The sequence below is a fragment of the Zarconia sp. genome, from assembly GCF_057467645.1.
In genome coordinates, this window is sequence record NZ_JBRJXU010000168.1 from 1 (window position 1) to 19,416 (window position 19,416).

The window sequence follows — 19,416 nt, forward strand, 5'->3', positions numbered from 1 at the left end:
CCCACTGTAAGACCCGTAACCCATCCGATTGATTGGCGGTCGAGCAACCATGAGTCATCACTTTATTCCCATATTCTTGTTGCCCCTGGCAAGTGTCGCGACCTTACCCGTTGTGGCTCAGATTCTACCGGATGGGACGCTGCCGGCCAATTCGGTGGTCACACCAGAGGGGAATCGGCTCACCATCGATGGGGGCACCACCGCTGGGGGCAACCTATTTCACAGCTTCGATCGTTTCGACGTACCGACGGGATGGGAGGCTTTTTTTAACAACGCCCCCAACATCGAAAATATTTTCGGTCGCGTTACTGGAGATGGGATTTCCGAAATTGACGGCATCCTGCGCGCCAACGGTCAGGCGAATCTATTTTTACTCAACCCCAACGGTATAATCTTCGGTACCAACGCCCAACTCCATCTGGGTGGGTCTTTTTTCGCCAGTACGGCCGAGAGCTTGGTGTTTGAGGACGGCAGTATTTTGAGTGCCACCCACCCCGACAGGTCGCCCCTACTGACGATTAGCGTTCCGGTGGGTTTGCAATTGGGTCCCAATCCCGGCGCAATCGTCGATCGCTCTCGCGCCCCAAGTTCGCTCTCCCTACCCGTTCGAGAAAACCTCCTCTCCGCTGAAGTGGGACTGGAAGTTTCCCCAGGAGCGACTTTAGCTTTAATCGGAGGAGACACCCGCATCGATGGCGGCAACCTAACAACCTTTGGCGGTCACATCCACCTCGGCAGCGTTGCCGGTCCCGGTACGGTGAGTTTGACCCCAACCCCTGCCGGTTGGGTTTTTGGATATGACGCGATTTCCCATTTCGGAGACATCCGCTTCTCAAACGGCGCCACGATCGATGCTAGCGGTCTGGGGGGTGGGAGAATTAGCGTGCGCGGCGGCAACGTGGCGATGGATTCGGGGTCCCGTTTAGTCGCCAATACCTTCGGGGACTTCGACGGTGCCGGCATCGAGATTCGCGCCGATGGATTTCAATTGAGCGATCGCGCCTCGATCTCCACCACCACCCTGGGTGCGGGGGCATCTGGAGGCATGACTATCGAGGCCAATACCATCGAGCTAACGGGGACTACCCCTTCAACAACCGTCGGCGAGTTGCTCGGCGGCACCTTCGATCCCTTTGTATTGGGCGATGGTTTATTCAGTTTGAGTTTGGGCAGTGGCAGAGCGGGAGATGTGACCCTCAGAGGCGATCGTATCCGCGTCAACCGGGGGGCAAGCATCCTCACCTCCACCTTTGTTGACGGACTCGGGGGCAATTTGAGCATTGCCGCCACCGATACCATCGAGTTTAGCAACGGAGCGCTGGGAGTTACGGGAACCGCCGGATCGGGAAATGCCGGTCACCTAACGGTTGAGACACCGTTGCTGAGGGTACTTGACGGGTCACTTCTGAGTACGACACCCACCGCTAATAGCTTTGGAAGAGGGGGAAATCTCACCGTTCGCGCCTCGGATGTCGAACTTCACCGTACCCCAGCCGGTGCGCCCGTTCCTGCCGGGTTATTCAGTACGACCCTCGGATTAGGAAATGGTGGCGATTTGCTCCTAGAGGTCGATCGTCTCGCGGTAAGTGATGGGGCGCAAGTTTCGGCTTCTTCATCTGGAGGGGGGCAAGGGGGCAACCTGTGGGTGAATGCGACCGAGTCCGTGGAGGCGAGCGGTCTATCCCCCGATGGTGTCTTTGTCAGTGGCTTGTATACCTCTGCATCCTTACTCACCGTACCCGGACTCGAAGGAAATGCAACGGCTGGAAATCTAGATGTGACAACACGGCGACTGAGCGTCCGAGACGGGGCGCAAATCTCTGCGGCTACCGGCAGTGGGGGTCGTGCGGGCAATTTAACCGTCGAAGCCACCGAATCCGTGGAGGTCGTCGGTTTTGCGACGGGCGTCGATCCGACGGTAGAATCGGTGTCTTTCGGCATCATCGGCGATGGCATCCTCCCCAGCAGTATCGAGTCGAATACGAGCGGGACGGGAGCTGCTGGAGATTTGCAGATTGAAACGGAGCAGTTGCGGGTGATGGATGGGGGAGAAATTGGCGTGCGGGGTACGGGGGTGGGAGATTCGGGTAACCTTCACATTCGTACGGGTTCCATCGAACTCGATGGCGAGGGGATTATCGGTGCGTCCACGGTTAACGGTCGGGGTGGCAACATTACCGCGATCGCCGATCGCATTTCCGTACGGGGGGGCGCTCAGATTAATAGCAATACTTTTGGTGAAGGGGATGCCGGCAGCGTCAGCGTTCGGGCAGGAGAGGCGATCGAAGTGGGGGGCATGGGGTCGAACTCCGAAAGTACCATTTCCTCCTCGGCGATTACCGCCAGCGAGGCTTTCCAACAAGCCTTTAACACCCCAGGGCAACCGTCGGGCAATTCCGGTAGCCTACAGCTCGACGCACCGAGAATCGATGTTTTCGATGGTGGATCTCTCGGCGTTATCAATCAAGGTTCCGGAGATGCCGGAATGCTCCAAGTCGATGCCGACTCGATCGAGTTACGCAATGGCGGTCAAATTGTCGCCTTCAATAACTCCGGTGCGGGGGGCAATATCGAACTCCACGGAACCAACGTCCGACTCGATAATGGGTTAATCAATGCCTCCACCCTCGGTGAAGGTAGCGGAGGAAAAATTACCATTCGCGCAACGGATTCCCTGGAGGTAATCGGCAGCGGATTTGAGGGCGTCATCGAGACGGTATTCCTGCCGTTTCAATCGGGAACCCTTGCCCTCGCCAATACCCCTCAAGGGATCGTCTCGGCCACGACTCAAGCGGGAACCTCGGGAAACATTACCCTCGAAACCGGACGTTTGCGAATCACCAATGGAGGATTGGTGGGGACGGGAACCTTGGGAGATGGAAATGCGGGGGATTTATCCATTCGGGCGATCGAATCGGTGGAAATCGATGGCTCTTTTATCTCCACTGCCACATCGGGTTCCGGACGTGGCGGCAATCTCAACATCAATACCCAACGACTGAGCCTGCGCAATGCCGGAAATTTATCGGCCACCACCTTGAGTTCGGGTCCGGCAGGGAACTTAACGGTGAATGCTTCTGAATCGATCTTCCTGGCCGGTTCGTTACCCTTTCCCATCCCTGGGGCGAACCTACCGGGGTTCGAGATTATTCCCAGTAATATCAATGCATTCTCTTTAGGTTTCACCGGACGGGGGGGGGATGTAAACATCGTCACGCCTCGGTTAGAGATTAACGATGGCGCTCAAATTGGCGTCAGTTCTTTTGGCTTGGGAGATGCGGGTAATGTTACCCTCGACGCTGGCGAGCTATCTCTAGATGGTGGAGATGTGACCGCGACCAGTTTCCTCGGTCAGGGGGGTAATATTATCCTCGAAGGTGCGGACTCTTTGGTGCTGCGAAACGGTAGTGAAATCTCCACTCGAGCGGGAACCGCCCAAACCGGAGGCGGTAATGGCGGTAATATTACCCTGAGTGCCGATACCCTAACCTTACTCGAAGGTAGCTCGATCGACGCCAATGCCTTTGAAGGTGCGGGGGGCAACATCCAAATTGCCACCCAAGGTCTCTTTCTATCCCCAAACAGTCAAATTACCGCCAGTTCTCGTTTGGGGGTTGATGGCATCGTCACCGTTCAAACCGCAGAAGTCAACCCCAGTCACGGATTAGTTGAGTTACCCGATCGACCCCTTGACGGTCGCGATCGCATCCTCTCCGGCTGTGAGGCCAGTGCTGGGAGTACCTTCACCGTCGTCGGACGAGGGGGGTTACCCGAGGACCCCACCACTACGGTGCGGGACGCGCCCAGTTGGTCGGACTCCCGTAGCTGGCGAGAGTTAGATCCCTCGGCAAGCATACCGGTCAATACCCCCATCCCCCATTCCAGTCCACCCCTCATCGAAGCCACGGGATGGGTGCGTCGCGCCGATGGTGTTATCGAGTTAATCGCCCAAATCCCCAATCCAACGCCCCATCCGATGGAAATGCGATCGCCCCAATGTTCGATCGAGATCGATTTAGGGAAAATAGATTCCCGGAGGTGAGAGCAGCGATGAGCCATCCGTCTTTTTCTCTATGCTCGAGTCGCATCTTGTGGGCTATCGGACTCATGCCGGTGGCGTGGGTGATGGGCACTCCAGCGATCGGGCAAATTGTTCCCGATGCCACATTACCAGTTAATTCAACCGCGACCCTTGAGGGCAATACATTTGTGATCGATGGGGGAACTGCAGCGGGTCGCAATCTATTTCACAGCTTCGATCGCTTTGACCTGCCCGCGGGATTCGAGGCATTCTTCGATAATGGGGCGAGTCTCGACAATATCTTCGGTCGCGTCACCGGCGACTCGATTTCCCACATCGACGGCATCCTTCGTGCCAACGGTACGGCGAACCTCTTTCTGCTCAACCCCAACGGCATCCTCTTCGGCCCCAACGCCCAACTCGATATCGGCGGCTCGTTTTTTGCTTCCACGGCCGAGAGTGTCTTATTTGAAAATGGGGTTGAATTTAGTGCGACTCATCCCAATGGAACGGGTACGGTGCCCCTACTAACGGTGAACGTGCCCATCGGTCTGCAATTCGGTCCCACACCCGGGGCGATCGTCCACCGCTCGAGCGCCCCGAGTCTCCTGTCCCATCCGGAAAGTTCCCCCGTGCCCCGTCCCGATGCCGTGGGTTTGGAAGTTCGATCGGGACGGAGTCTTGCCCTGCTCGGTGGAGATCTGCGCTTGGAAGGGGGTCATCTCACGAGTTTATCTAAAACCACAGAAAGTGAAATTAGTCAAGCCGGAACCCTCGAACTCGGCAGCATTTCCGGTCGCGATCGCCTGGATTTAACGCCCACCGCGACCGGCTTTGAGGTAGGATACGACGACGTTCGTCATTTTGGCAATATCGAGTTATCGGGTGGGGCAACAGTCAACGCTGGAGGTTTAGGCGGCGGGAGGATTCGAGTACGAGGCGATCGGATTTTCCTCCACGATGGCGCTTCTCTGCAAGCTGACACCTGGGGTGACCTAGACGGACGGGGCATCGAACTCCAAAGTCGTCGGTTCGATCTGGGCGCTGGCTCCTTTGTCAGCGCTTCAACATTAGCCAGTGGAAATGGTGGCGGCATCGAGATCGACACGTCCGAATCCGTCAACTTGACGGGGACTAGTTTTGCCGACTTCCAAAATATCTTTGTCCTCGGCGCGTTTTTTGGCACCCTGACTCCCCTAGAGCGCGGTTCCGGCTTGTTTAGCGTCACCGGCGGCGAAGGGAATGCCGGCGATATTGACATCGAAACTCGAACCCTGACCTTAACAGAAGGTGCTGTGGCGATCGCGCCGACATTCGATCGGGGAACTGGGGGTAACTTAAATATCATCGCCACGGAGTCGATCGAAGTGGTGGAATCGAGCTTAACTACGGGCAGCAGCATCGGGTCGAGCGGTTCGACGGGCAACATCGAGATTGCCACCAGGCAAGCGATCGTCCGCGATGGTAGCTCGATCCAAGCGTTTACCTTTGGTTCTCAACCGGGGGGAGATATCGTCTTGAGAGCCTCCGAATCCGTGGAAATTCTCAGGAATCCCCCAGGCAACAATACCATTACCGGCATTGCCACCACGACTCTAGGAACTAGTGCAGCGGGAGATATTACCGTCGAAACCGAGCGACTGATTCTCGAAGATGGGGGCGAAATTCTCACCACCAGTGGATTGGCCAATCCTGGTACGAGAACCCTCGACCGTCGGGGAGGCGGTGGCGGAACCCTGATCGTCAGAGCCTCGGAATCCGTAGAACTCTCCGGAATCTCAGAAGATGGCATCCTGCCATCAGGTTTAGTCAGTGCCAGTTTCAGCATCAGCGACGCTCCGGCAGGGGATTTGAGCATTGAAACCCAACGCTTGACGATTCGAGATGGTGCGGTTGTTTCTGCCTCGACGATTGGGCGAGGCAATGGGGGAAACGCGATCGTGCGAGCGACACAGCACATTGAAGTCGCCGGAACCTCAGCCAGCGGTTTGAATCCGAGCAACTTATCCACCTCATCTGGAGAGGACGTGTTTTCGAGTTTTCCCTCTCCCGGTGCTGCTGGGAATCTCGAGATCTTCACAGAAAGACTCATCGTTCGAGATGGAGGGGAAATATCCGTCTCTAGCGTCGATACTGGCAACAGTGGCACTCTCAACGTGGATGCCGACTCGATCCGCTTAGAGCGTGGCGGTATTATTACCGCCACCACCAACTCCGGCGATGGTGGGAATATTGCCGTGCACGCTTTAGAGTTGCAACTGCGCCAGGAGAGTCATATCGCGGCGAATGGGGGCAATACCGACGGGGGGAATATTACCCTGGAAACGGATACCCTCGTCGCCCTCGAAAACAGCGATATTACCGCCAATGCTGAGGGAGGTCGGGGCGGTCGGGTGGAGATCGCCACCAGAAGCCTTTTCGGCACGGCGTTTCGACCCGAACTCACCCCCCAAAGCGATATCACCGCCACGTCGAAATTAGGTGCCCAGTTTGATGGCATCGTCACCTTACGAACGCCGGATCTCGATCCGAGTGCGGGTCTGGTGCAATTACCCTCCAATCCTACCGATCGAACCAATCGAGTTGTCAGTCACTGTGGCACGACTGAAGGCAGTACTTTTGCCATCATCGGACGGGGGGGATTACCCGAAGACCCCACTCTGGCGGTGCAAGCGTTGCCGAGTTGGTCGGATACTCGCAATTGGCGAGAATTAGGATCTGGGTCGATGGCTGCGATCGGTCTCCCCGTCTCACCAACCCCAGCTTTAGTTGAGGCAACTGGTTGGATTCGCCGAGCCGATGGCACCATCGAACTGGTTGCTCATCTCCCGAACTCCATGGGGTCTGCCCCCCCTGAATGTGAAAGTGACCTTCACCAATCCGTGAGGCGTCATCGGAGCCAGAAGAAGGATGAACGATCGCTGTATTCATCTGGATGAGGACCAATGCGATCGTACCGGAGTCTCGTTCTAAGGAAATCCCGACAGCGAAGCGAAAACACATTTCGATTGGTCTTGCCGACACCCCAAACCCGTTCCCAAAATCTCGATATACAGTTGAAATGCGTAGCCGCTGACCCAACCCATGCCTCGGAATTTGCTATCGTTCCCTGCAATTTGTCCCCAAATGAAACGTCCCCACTCTTTTAGGAAACTCCATCACTGGCTCAAACCGAGGAAAATTGGGGTTTGGATCGGTTTGGCGATCGCCACCTTCGGTTTGGTGCTTTCGACTGCCGCAGTGGCTCAAATCCCGGGCGACGGAGCCATCGAACTCTCTGTCGAACCGGAACGAATCGAGCGGCTCGATCCCGTACAACTCGAACGGGAGGGTCGCGCCCTCTACGATCGCGGACAGTTTCGTGCGGCGGCCGGGACCTGGCAAGAAGCAGCTCGAACATTTACCGCTCGCGGCGATCTCCTGGGTCAAGCTGGCAGTTTGAGCTATCGATCGATGGCGCTTTACGAGTTGGGAGAATTAGAGGCAGCGCAAACCGATCTCGATCGGGCATTCCAACTGCTCTCCCTCGAACCCGGCACCGGAAGCCATGGGATTCTCGCTCAAATCCTCAATAATCGAGGACGAATTCAACTGGCTCTGGGGGATGCCCAAGGGGCCCTCGAGACTTGGCAGCAGGCGAGCGAAGCCTACCATGCCATCGACGATCGCGCCGGAGAGTTGGGGGCAACAGTCAATCAAGCCCTGGCCCTGCAGTCCTTGGGGTTGTACCGTCGAGCGCGGCGCATCCTCGAAGGGGTGGAAGAACAACTTGCAGGGGTTCCCGACTCCCGAGTGAAAGCGGCAGGATTACGTAACCTCGGCATCACCTTACAAATGGTGGGAGACCCGAATCGATCGCAAGCTGTTTTAGAGACCGCATTAGCCATCGATCGGCAATTCAACTTTCCCCCGGATCTGAGTGCCACCCTGCGAGCCTTGGGCAATACCGCTCGAGCCTTACCCGATCCCGAAGCCGCCCTGACTTACTACCGAGAAGCCGTCCGCGCCGCCGATGAATTGCCCCATCTAGAAATTCCGGCCGGGTTGAACGCCCTCGGCGTACTCGTGCAACTCGAACGCACAGAAGAAGCCTTCGAGCTGGCTTCCACCCTGCGACAAAATTTAAATCGCTTATCTATCGGGCGTTCTACGGTCTACGCCAAAGTCAATTTCGCCGAACACCTGATCGATCTGACCTCAAACCACCTAGACCCAGAACGCGCCGATCTCGCCCTCGTTCTCCAGGATCTAGCCACCCTTTTAGGCGAAGCCATCGAAACGGCCGGGGCTCTCCAAGACCCGAGAGCCGAGTCCTACGCCACGGGTCAACTCGCCCACTTATACGAAGCCAGCGATCGCTTCGACGATGCGGCAGCTCTCACCCAGGAAGCCCTGAGAATTTCCCTGGGCAACAGAGCCACGGATATTACCGCCAAGTGGGCGACTCAGTTGGGACGCATCCTCAAGCGACAGGGCAAACTCGAAGATGCGATCTCCGCCTATTCAGAAGCCGTCCGCGCCCTGAGAACCCTGCGCCAGGATTTAGTCAGCATCAATACTGACGTTCAACTCTCCTTTCAAGAAAGCGTCGAACCCGTGTATCGAGAATTGGTCGGCTTGTTGTTACAATCTCCCAACCCCTCCCAAGCCAACCTGGTCAAAGCACGGGAGACCATCGAAAACTTGCAAATCGCCGAACTGGATAATTTCTTTCGGGAAGCTTGCCTGACGACCCAACCCATCGCCATCGACGAGCTCGACCCCACAGCGGCGGTCATCTATCCGATCGTTGTGCCGATCTCGAACGCTTCCCCCAGTCAAACCCGGATCGAAGTCCTACTCTCCCTGCCCGGAAAGCCCTTAAAAAACTACAAAACCGTCATTCCTCAAGCTCAATTTGAGGAGACCCTCGATCGATTCCGCCAGTCGTTGAGTTTATCCTTTCCCAAAAGCGAACGCCTTGCCATCTACGCTCGGGTCTACGATTGGCTGATTCGTCCCATCGTAACGGATCTCGAAAGCAGCCGCATCGAAACTCTCGTCTTCGTCCTCGACGGTTCCCTGCGCAACTTACCCATGGCCGTGTTATACGATGGCGAGCGCTATGCCATTGAAAAGTACAATTTAGCCCTTTCCCCCGGTCTCCAACTGCTCGAACCGCAGCCCCTCGATCGTACCCAACTCCAAGCCACCATTGGCGGATTGAGCGAAGCCCGCCAGGGATTTCCGGCCTTGCCCAATGTTGAGTTCGAGCTAGAGCGCATCGGGGAGAAGATTATTTCGGAGGTGTGGCTCGATGGGGAGTTCACCACGGAAACCGTGCGCAGTGCGATCGCCAGTACCGATCGTCCCATCTTGCATTTAGCGACCCACGGTCAATTTAGCTCCAACGTCGATGAAACTTTTATCCTCACCTGGGACGGTCGAATTCCCATCACCGAACTCGCCAGCCTGTTGCAAGCGCGAGATGAAACCCGCACTCGAACCATCGAGTTATTGGTCTTAAGCGCCTGTCAAACCGCTAAGGGAGATAATCGCGCCATCTTAGGGTTAGCTGGATTTGCCGTCAAAAGCGGCGCTCGCTCGACCCTGGGAACCTTGTGGACCGTTCGCGATCGCTCGACCGCTGACTTAATCGCTCGATTCTATCAGGAACTCTCAGTACCCGGAACCCGCAAATCCCAAGCACTGCGCAAAGCCCAACTCTTTTTAATGGAGCAGCCGGGATACGAACACCCATTTTTTTGGGCGCCCTTCGTCCTTGTCGGCAATTGGCTGTAGCCTGCCAAAAGAGGAGATGACCGCTCGTGGCGCTTGACCCGCGATCGACAAGCAAAACCACCTCACCAATGGGTATGACGGTCTGGAGCTTAACTGGTACCCTATATTCACCAAGGATTTTTGCATCTTTGATGGATCTTTATATACGCCAGTTTTTTTATAATTTACGATAATAGAACTATAGGGTGCTAATCAATTCGATCGAGACTCAATGTAGTTCAGGGATAAGGACATGCCACAGACAAATCAATACTGGAAACAACCCTCTCGATTCGCGACGGTCTTCGTTCTGGCTAGCGGAATTTTCTTCACGAGTCCTTCATCGGCAGTCACCTTTTCCGCACCGGACGGAGTCGATCCAGCGCCCTCGCAACCGACTTCTGGCGGTGCTAGTCGGAGCGGAGGTCAATGTGCCGCCCAATCCCTCGCGATCGGGCAGACCTCGGCGACCCCACTCTTGCCCAAAAATGCCGATCGGGTTCTGACGGTCGCCGATCGACCCACGTTTTTCGTCTACGTACCGCCAACAACCGCGACGGAAGCTTCCTTTACCCTTAAAAATGCCGAGGATGAAATCCACTATCGCACGAAAGTGACCTTACCCGAATCGGGGGGCATTATGAGAATTGCTCTTCCTCCAACCCAGGCCAAGCTGCAAGAGGGAAAAACCTATTCCTGGATGTTTGAAATCCATTGCGCCCCCTCCTTCGATCCCGACAATCCAACGATCGTCGGTTCCGTACAGCGTACCAGTATCGATGCGAGTGTGGCTCGCAATCTCGCTGAAAAAACAACGGCCGTCGATTTAGCGCAAGTCTACGGGGATGCGGGACTTTGGTACGATACCCTCACCACCCTGGCGAACGCTCGTCTGCTACAACCGAACGAGCCGACCTTGGAGAAAACTTGGGAAGAGCTACTCATTTCTGTGGGTTTAGAGGAGATCGCCTCCGAGCCAATTCTTGACTAAATATCATCGAATCGAATATTGACAGTCATCCTTTTCAAGGGTGTAATTGCCGGTACCCGAGGATGAAGAACGAAGGAATATCGTCTGAGAGCGATAATCCAAAGTGGTTGTGAGTTCTCCAGTCGATCGGGTGTCCAACCTCCAATTAGTTGTTTAATTCTATGAGCGACCAGCGTCTGGCACGAGAAGAGAGCAGTACTTAAGAGTGCTGCTCTCTTATAATTTAGAGGGAATATGAGGCATGTTCCTCGATGTGGATCTCGTGGCGATCGTCGATCGGATCGTCAACCTCCCTTCCCACAATCCAGGCATGATGGAAGGGTCTATTTCATGTGGTCTCACCTTAGATTAAAAATCTGGCAATGGCGTTCGATCCTCACCACAGCTCCGATTGTGGGATCGTTGGTCGTTCTCGGTCATATCTTAGGCGGATTCGGGCTTCTCGAATGGGCTGCCATCGATCGACTTTTTCGCATCCGACCCCAAGAACCGACGGACGAGCGCATTGCCATCGTCGAAATCGATGAATCGGACATCGTGGAAGTCGGACAATGGCCGATGTCCGATGCTCAACTCGCCCGTGTCATCGAAATCATCGCCCGGGGTCAACCCTCCGCTATCGGATTGGATTTGTATCGAGACATCCCCATCGAGCCGGGGCACCAAAAACTGATCGAGGTTCTTCGCTCGACGACGAATTTATTTGGGGTGGAAAAGATTGTCGGAGAGACCGTCGCTCCGCCACCGATTTTAAGCGAACTCGAGCGGGTCGCGATTGCGGATTTAGTGGTCGATCGCGATGGAAAAGTGCGCCGGGCATTGATTGGCGCACAGGATAAAGAGGGTAAAGATCGCACGGGTCTTGGGGTAGAGTTAGCACTCAAGTACCTCAAACAACAAGAGATTCAGCCCGAACCGGTGGGGGATTTGGGACAACAACGCTTTAAACTGAATCGAGCCTTGTTAGTGCCCCTAACCGGACGGGAAGGCAATTATCGACCGGGCGATATTGGAGGCTATCAAACCTTTCTCAACTATCGGGGGACGAAAAGCCGTTTCTCCACCATTTCGATAGTAGACGTGCTCGAAGATCGAGTGCCCGCCAATTTTTTTCGCGATCGCATCGTTTTGATCGGCGTGACGGCTATTTCCGAAAACGACTTCGAGTTGACCCCTTACAGCGGCGACCCCCTTCAAAAACAGCCGCAAATGCCCGGAGTCGTCATCCACGCCAACATCGCCAGTCAAATGATTAGTGCCGCTCTCGACGGTCGTCCCTTGCTGCGCGCCTGGTCTCATCCCGTTGAGTGGGGGTGGATTATGGTGTGGTCGCTCCTCGGGGCATCCGGGAGTTGGAAGCTGTTACACGTGACCCAATCCAAGAACCGGAGTTTGGGATTGGGAGGCGTCCTCTTGGAAATTCCGATCGCCGGTGTGGTGCTTGCGATAATCGGCTACAGTGCATTTCGCGCCGGTTGGTTGATTCCCACCGTTGCTCCTCTGGCGGCATTTTCCGCCTCAGCCATCGCCCTGATCGATACCTACCATCGTCTCTGGCTCAAACGGGCCAACGCGCAACTGCGCCGCTACTCCCAAACTCTAGAAGAACGAGTCGAAAGTCGGACGGTGGAACTTAAAGAAGCCAAAGTCGCAGCGGAAGCTGCCAGTTTGGCAAAAAGTCAGTTTCTCGCCAATATGAGTCACGAAATCCGAACGCCGATGAATGGGGTGATCGGCATGACCGACTTGCTGCTGACCACGCCTCTAAGTCCGGAACAGCGAGACTTTGTGGAAACTCTCAAAACCAGCGGTCAAAATTTACTATTAATCGTCAACGATATTCTCGATTTCTCCAAACTCGAAGCCGGTCAAATGCGCTTGGAGTGCGTGGAGTTTAATTTAGCGACCTGTGTCAAGGAAGTCACGGGTCTCCTCGAAGCCCAAGCTCGTTCTAAGGGACTCAAACTGTTCGCCCACATCGAAGAGATGGTGCCGTCGAGGGTCAAAGGCGACCCGACCCGGTTACAGCAAGTTTTGATGAATTTGACCGGTAACGCCCTCAAATTCACCCTCGAGGGTGAAGTGGAGATCCGCGTGAGTTCCACCACGGCGACTGCCAATCCTCCCCTCGACGAAGAGAACCCTAGTGATTCCCCCTCATCTCCAATCTATCTGCAGTTTGACATTCGAGATACGGGGATCGGTATCGCCCCGGAAGACCAATCTAAGCTGTTTCAGTCTTTTTCCCAAGTCGATGCGTCCACCACCCGCAAATATGGCGGAACGGGTTTGGGTCTGGCCATTTGCCGCCAGCTCGTTAAGCTGATGGGTGGTGATATCGGTGTCCGTAGCGAGTTAGGTTGCGGATCGACGTTTTGGTTTGTGGCTCAGTTTGAAGCGGCGGATGTGGAAGAGGTCGCCACAGAGAACGAGAACCTAACACCCGCGCAAGCCGAGATCGAATCCCTGGTCTCCCTCACAACGCGATCGTACTCCCTTCCCCAAGTCAATTTTAGTGGCGTGAGAATTTTGCTGGTCACCCGCAACCCGTCGGATTTGCAAACCCTACGCAGCTATTGCAGCGCTTGGGAGATAGAACTCGATGCCGTTCGCGATACCCGCGTTGCCTTTGCTCGCCTGCGAGAAGGTTTGCAATCTCAGATCCCCTACTCGATGGTAATCGTGGATGTTGAAGATTCTCAGCTGTGTGGTGACAAGTTAGGACGCTTGATTCGCTTCGATCCTCAATTGGCAACAACCCAGTGGATCGCAACCATTACCAAACACCAACAGGATCGGGTCGGAGGTTTTTACGATGCGGGTGCATCGGCGTGTTTGGTTAAACCGATCGAACCCTTCGAGCTGCTTGCCCTCTTCGACGACGAACATCTCCAACTATCTCGCGCCCAACAAGCACAAAACCAACAACGGCAGCAGGACTTGAAAATTTTAGTGGTGGAAGATACTCCCATCAACCAAAAAGTCTTGCGCAATCAATTGAAAACCCTCGGCTATTCCGAACCCACCTGCGTCGGAAACGGTCTAGATGCTCTCGACCTCTTAGAACGCCAGACCTACGATATCGTATTGATGGATTGTTTGATGCCCGTCCTCGACGGCTATCGGACGACCCAGAGATTGCGCGAGCGCGAAGGCGAACATCGCCACACTCCGATTGTGGCGATGACGGCAAACGCCATGGAAGGCGATCGAGAGCAATGTTTGGCCGCCGGCATGGACGACTACATCAGTAAACCCGTCGATTTGCAAATTCTAGCCGCAATTCTCGATCGCTTGAACCCGTACGAGAAAACGAAAATACCCCCGCAAGAGCCAAAATCGCCCGAGGATCCCCACAAATCCCCCGAGAACTTGCCCACACCGATCGTATTGCCGACTCAGCCGGCGACGGCAACCGATCGCCCTCCCCTAGATTTCGATCGGTTGCATGCAATTACCGATGGCGATCGAGAATTTCAACAGGAATTGCTCGAAACCTTTACTGAAGATGTCGTCGGTTGCGTTGCTAAGATGAGAGCGGCTCTGGACGCGGCCGATACCCACGAACTAGCTTGTATCGCCCATCAAATCAAAGGAGCGAGCAGCACCGCTGCCATTCTGACGATGCCCGATATTGCCAAGCGCATCGAAATGCAAGCAAAAGAAAACCAACTCGAAGGTGTCAATGAATTAGTGATGGAGTTAGAGGTGATTCTCGATCGGGTGAAGGCTTTCGCCCTCAAATGTTAGGCGATCGCAATCAATCGGTGACCAGTGATAGTGCCACCCCTCCGCTTTGCTCCCCCTCCTTCGCCGGCAGTTGATTTACACGATTGAAGAAACAGGTATTTTCCATTCCCTATTCTCCATGACTGAAAATCTGTAAGGAAAAGGGAGGGAACGGCGATCGCCGAACTCGATCTCAGCGGGTGGTTCCCCGTACCCACTAGTGCAGCGCGGCAGAAATAACAACCTAGCTTTCACCAGTTGAGAGCTATGTGTACTCGTCATTTTTAATTTTGCATTTTTAATTCCGCCTCGCGGCACTAGACTCCACTTTCCGTGACAATGTAAGGCGAAGAAATCACAGGCATTCGCGATTCGAGTACTAAAGCCTGATAGATCGTTGCAGCCACTTCAGCACGACGGATGTTGGCAAGGGGATTGAGGCGCTGGCGGTGGGGATGATTGACGACGAGTCCCCCTTGGGTCGCCGCAGCGATCGCATCGATGGCATAGGATGGAATCTGAGCGCGATCGAAATAAAATTCCAGGATATCGGGATTGTCTGTTTGCAGCTTCAATCCACTGACGAGGGCCACTAATGCTTCGGTTCGGGTCAAGTTTCTTTGAGGTCGGAAGGTGCCGTTGGGGAAGCCGGAGATAAAGCCCATGCGGGTGGCTTTGGTAATGGCATCGGCCCCCCAAAAGTCAGCGGAAACGTCGCGAAAGTCTTTGGCGGCGGATTTGAAGGGTAAGTTGAAGGTTTTGGCGACGATTGCGGCGTATTCGGCGCGGGTGAGGTGGGCTTCGGGTTTGAAGGTGCGATCGCCAAATCCCTGCAAATATTCCTTCTCGAACAGGGGTTGGATGAATGCTTGGGCCCAATGTCCGCCGATATCGGTGAGGTCGGTAGAGGTTAGAGGCGGTAGAGGGTTAACGGGGGTTGCATCGGGGGGAACGATCAGATCGGCTTCAAATTTGCCCATCTTGGCGGCCGCTTCGGGGTTGGGTTGCCCGTAAATGCGAGGAAGCTGACCGCTTTTGACGAGAACTTTGCGGACTTCGAGGTTGGTAATATCGGCAAGGTTGCGGTTTTCGATGAGGGCGATGGCACTGGCGATGCCCAGACCTTGGGCGACGGCGACGTTGAATTCGACGATGCGTCCGGCGGAGGAAGCATAGCCTTCAAATCCCGAGGCGGGACTGACGACGGCGAGGTTGGGAACGTCGCGGATTTGGGCGTGGCGGATGCCGACGTTGAAGATGGGTTTGGTATGGAATCCGACGCGACTGTATCCTTTTTCCCGTCCTTTTGCCCCTAAACCGGTAATCCCGCCGCGCACGTCGAAGTGGTAGCTGAAGGTCGCTAAGGCCTCCGATTCGGGAACTCCCCCTTCGAGCATTTTGGTTCCCGTGAGGGGTTCGACGACACCCGTCACGTTTCCCGCATGGCGGATGTAGAGTTCGGTGGCGGGTTTAACGGCCGTTGCCCCCATGGCTTTTTCGATCCAGGTGGCCACCCACTCCATTTCTTCTTCCATTGCCGGGGTGGGTTTGGCGCCCCCGCGCGCGAGTTTTTCGGCTTCCGATCCGTTGACGTAAAACAGGAGGGAGTTCCAGGAGAGTCGTTCTCCGGGGAATACGGCGACGTTGCCGTTATCGAAGACCGATCCGGATTCCGAGAGAGACCATTTTTTCTGGCGGAAGGAGTGGTAGGCGATGCTGAGGGCACGACTGCGGATATCAACGAAGTCTTTGGCTTGGTAGAGCGTTTTGAGTTTGCCGGCGGCGTCGAAAAGGTCTCCCCGGAGGATGGCGGCGAGTTCGGCTGCAAATCCGGCGGCAATATCCAACCAATTTTGGGCTTCTAAATCCAGGGGGTTGGAGAAGCGTGTCAGGGAGGCCGTTTCAACGTCTTTGAGGGTGGGAACGCTCACCCCTTCGGTTTGGAAGCAGAGGGTGACGGGAAGTTCCGATTCTGGCAAACCGAAGGTTTCATAGCCTTTGAGTTTGCGGACTCCGGCGAATTGGGCGAGTTCGGCATTAACGGTGGCATCGATAAACTGTTTACCCCAATAGGTCTCGCCCCGGAGGAGTTCGATGCCGGTGAGGATGGAGTTTTCGACGATCGCCGATCGAATCCGGACGTTGCTGAGAATTTGCGCGCCGACTTGCCCTAGCATCCAGCGGAGGGCAGCATCCCCTTTTTGCGGGTCGAGGGCGATCCAATCGACTTCAGCCCGTTGGAGAAATTCTTTATAGATGGCTGCGGGGTCGCCGAAGGTGGGTAATCCCATTCGTTGCAAGAAGTCCCAATCCAAACTCGATCGATCGAGATATGCCAGTTCGCCACGCACTAGGGTTCCGCCAATGCCATTTTTGGCGTTGCTTTTCACCATCAGCAGGGTGCGGGGATATTGCCCCACGCGCCGGTAGTATTCTCGGGCGGCACTGACAAGTCCCAAGATTCCGGGAACTTCATCGCCATAGACAATCAGATCGTACGAGTTGGAGGGGTTGGCCACGATCGATACCCTTTTGAGTCGCTATGGCTAGTTTATCAAGTCGGAGGTCGGGGAGGCAGGCGGGCATCCTACAGCCCACCTTCGGTGCAACTTCACGCTCCAAAACCTGACACCGTGGGGGAAAAGGTTAAGGGTTAAGGGGAAAGAAATGCATCATTTCGGCATAGAATTCGGCATAGAAATGGATTGGATTTTTGATTTCCATCAGATGTGTATTCATCATCTCTCCCCATCCCCCGACACATAAAATTTAATGCAAATTTAATGCGCGATCGCTAACTTATTTCGGCCGGATCGGGCAGGGGGACGGTACGATATTCTCGATCGAGAATCGAAAAAAAGGCTTGTACTTTCTCGGCAAAGGGTTGAATTCCAAACTGTTGACCCCGCTCGAATGCAGCATTTTGCATTTGAGAGAGGAGATCGGGATTTGCTACCAACTCGTGGGTATACTCGCACAATCGATCGATGCAATCGAACAAAAACCCCGACTCGCCCGCCTGAATAATTTCCGGCTGTCCGCCCCCATTGAATGTAATCGGCACGCAGTAGTTTTGCATCGCCTCCACCGTGGCCATCCCAAAATGCTCGCAACGCTGGGGATTCACTTCCCCCAAACCGCAGAGGTGCCAAAAAATACTGGCTCTGCCGTACCAAGATTTTAGCTCGGTGAGGGAAACGTTGGGTTTCACCTCGATCGCCCCGCTACTGTTTTGCACCCGCTTCAACACCGTTTTCAAATATGGATTCCCTGGGGTACTGCCCCCGACCAAAACCAGTCGCCAGCCCTCCATTTTATCCGGAGAAGCCCCTTTTAGCTGCAAAAATGCTTCAACTGCCTCGAGCTGCTTTTTGCTGCCTCCTGCCTCAAATCGAGCCACTGAAAGAATAATCTTTTCCTTGGGAAGTGCGACGGTTGTCATATCTACCGGGGGGTAAAGCAGAAATGTGGGTTCGAGATTCCACCGCCGTTTGAGCCATTTAATCGTAAAGTGACTGTTGGCAATCAAGAACGTGTAATCATCAACAGCAAAATGAATGGTTCTCCAACTATCGGGAAAGTGACAGAAAAAGATAGAAATGGGCGATCGCGGTTTGACTTTTTCGAGTTGGTTGACATTGATAAAAATGTCGCAATTTTCGCTTTCTTGGGAGATAAGTTCAAAAGGATTTTCGATTTCCGGACTCACCATTGATGAATCGATATTTGCCATCCGCCGTTTTTCAAAAAACGGCAAGGTAATTATTTTGATGTTACAACTCGATAAATCCAATCCGTACCAAGTTTCTAACTCGGTCATGGTAACGGGTTTGTTGCCGATAAAAGTAATCTCGAATTGATGTTGTAAAATCGAGGCCAGAGTGGCGACGTATTTTTGCCCGCCGCCGACGAAATGAAGGGCGTGGTCGTAAATATAGATCGAAAGTTTTCGATCGCCCACCATTGAATTTAATCGTCTCTCGAATCGATCGGGTAGGGGATGGGGATAGAGTTGCGTTAGCTTAGTTTGCAGTCGATCGAGAATGGGTTCGATCGACGTTTTCTCGTGATGCAGACAAAGCTTGTGCGCGCCAGATAAAAGCGCATCGAACAATTGAGTATATTGTTTTTGTTGGGTAAAAACTGAAGTCTCGATCGCCTCAATAAATTCTTCGGGTTCGTGTTTGGCAAGATATAAAAAACGGTTGCGATTGCAGAAATATTCAGTTAGGGTATTACCCTCACTCGAACCGCCATGGATGTGGTAGGCGATCGCCTCGGGAACGTATCCTAATTTCCACCCTTTCTCTCGGCAGCGTTTGGCATAGTCCACATCTTCGAAATACATAACAAATGCTTCATCTACCGCACCCACATCTACCAAACAAGTCTTGCGAAATAAAGCCGCCGCCCAACACAATCCTTCTACTTCTCGAGGGAGATCGTACTGTCCGCGATCGGGTTCTCCCAACCCGATATCATCCCAAAAATAGTTCGGTAACTGGCGATGTCCGACGCTGTTAATTCGACCATCTTTAAACTTAATTTTTCCCCCAACCATGCCCATTTTAGGATTTTCCTCAAAGTGGCGAAGTAGCGTTAATAACCACTGAGACTCGAGGGTCGCATCATTATTTAGAAAAGCGATATATTCCCCTTTCGCCTTGGAAATTCCTAGATTTAAGGCTTTAGCAAAGTTATTCTCGGAGTTAACAAAGATACGAACTTCAGGAAAAGTGCGACGAACGTAATTTAACGAGTCATCATCAGAGCCATTATCCACTAAGATTAAATCCAGGCAATCCTGAGGATAATCCAGTTGTTGCAGCGACTCCAAGCAATCTTTGAGATAGCGCAAGCCATTATAATTGACGACGATCGCAGAACAAATTGGTAGATGGCTCATTGAGACTTC

At 54.2% G+C, this 19,416-nt stretch carries 7 protein-coding genes; 5 read left to right on the forward strand and 2 right to left on the reverse strand.

All coding sequences use genetic code 11. The features are described 5' to 3' along the window. Positions 1-49: 49 nt before the first annotated feature. The 5 genes from AC2215_RS24445 (at position 50) to AC2215_RS24465 (ending at position 14,522) form a co-directional block, all read left to right on the forward strand. Positions 50-4,042: a two-partner secretion domain-containing protein gene (locus AC2215_RS24445; RefSeq protein WP_486812636.1), complete on the forward strand. Its 3,993-nt coding sequence runs from the start codon at positions 50-52 to the stop codon at positions 4,040-4,042. Positions 4,043-4,050: 8 nt separating this feature from the next. Next, the gene (locus AC2215_RS24450) at positions 4,051-6,960 is read left to right on the forward strand and encodes a two-partner secretion domain-containing protein (protein WP_486812637.1); all 2,910 of its coding nucleotides are present in this window, start codon (positions 4,051-4,053) and stop codon (positions 6,958-6,960) included. A 187-nt stretch (positions 6,961-7,147) separates the two neighbouring features. Beyond that, positions 7,148-9,802 carry a CHAT domain-containing protein gene (locus AC2215_RS24455; protein WP_486812638.1) on the forward strand — a complete coding sequence of 885 codons (2,655 nt, stop codon included), beginning with the start codon at positions 7,148-7,150 and terminating at the stop codon, positions 9,800-9,802. 232 nt (positions 9,803-10,034) lie between these two features. Next, a complete protein-coding gene (locus AC2215_RS24460) occupies positions 10,035-10,772 on the forward strand; it encodes a DUF928 domain-containing protein (RefSeq protein ID WP_486812639.1) in 738 nt (245 codons plus the stop codon). A 330-nt stretch (positions 10,773-11,102) separates the two neighbouring features. Beyond that, positions 11,103-14,522, forward strand: coding sequence for a CHASE2 domain-containing protein (locus AC2215_RS24465; RefSeq protein ID WP_486812640.1), 3,420 nt, complete (start codon positions 11,103-11,105; stop codon positions 14,520-14,522). 296 nt (positions 14,523-14,818) lie between these two features. Here AC2215_RS24465 and AC2215_RS24470 read toward each other — a convergent pair whose 3' ends face one another. Both AC2215_RS24470 and AC2215_RS24475 read right to left on the reverse strand, forming a co-directional pair. Continuing rightward, a complete protein-coding gene (locus tag AC2215_RS24470; RefSeq protein WP_486812641.1) occupies positions 14,819-17,020 on the reverse strand; it encodes an S-layer homology domain-containing protein in 2,202 nt (733 codons plus the stop codon). 275 nt (positions 17,021-17,295) lie between these two features. After that, entirely contained in the window at positions 17,296-19,407 is a 2,112-nt protein-coding gene (locus AC2215_RS24475) for a glycosyltransferase (protein WP_486812642.1), read from the reverse strand. Between the last annotated feature and the right edge of the window lie 9 nt (positions 19,408-19,416).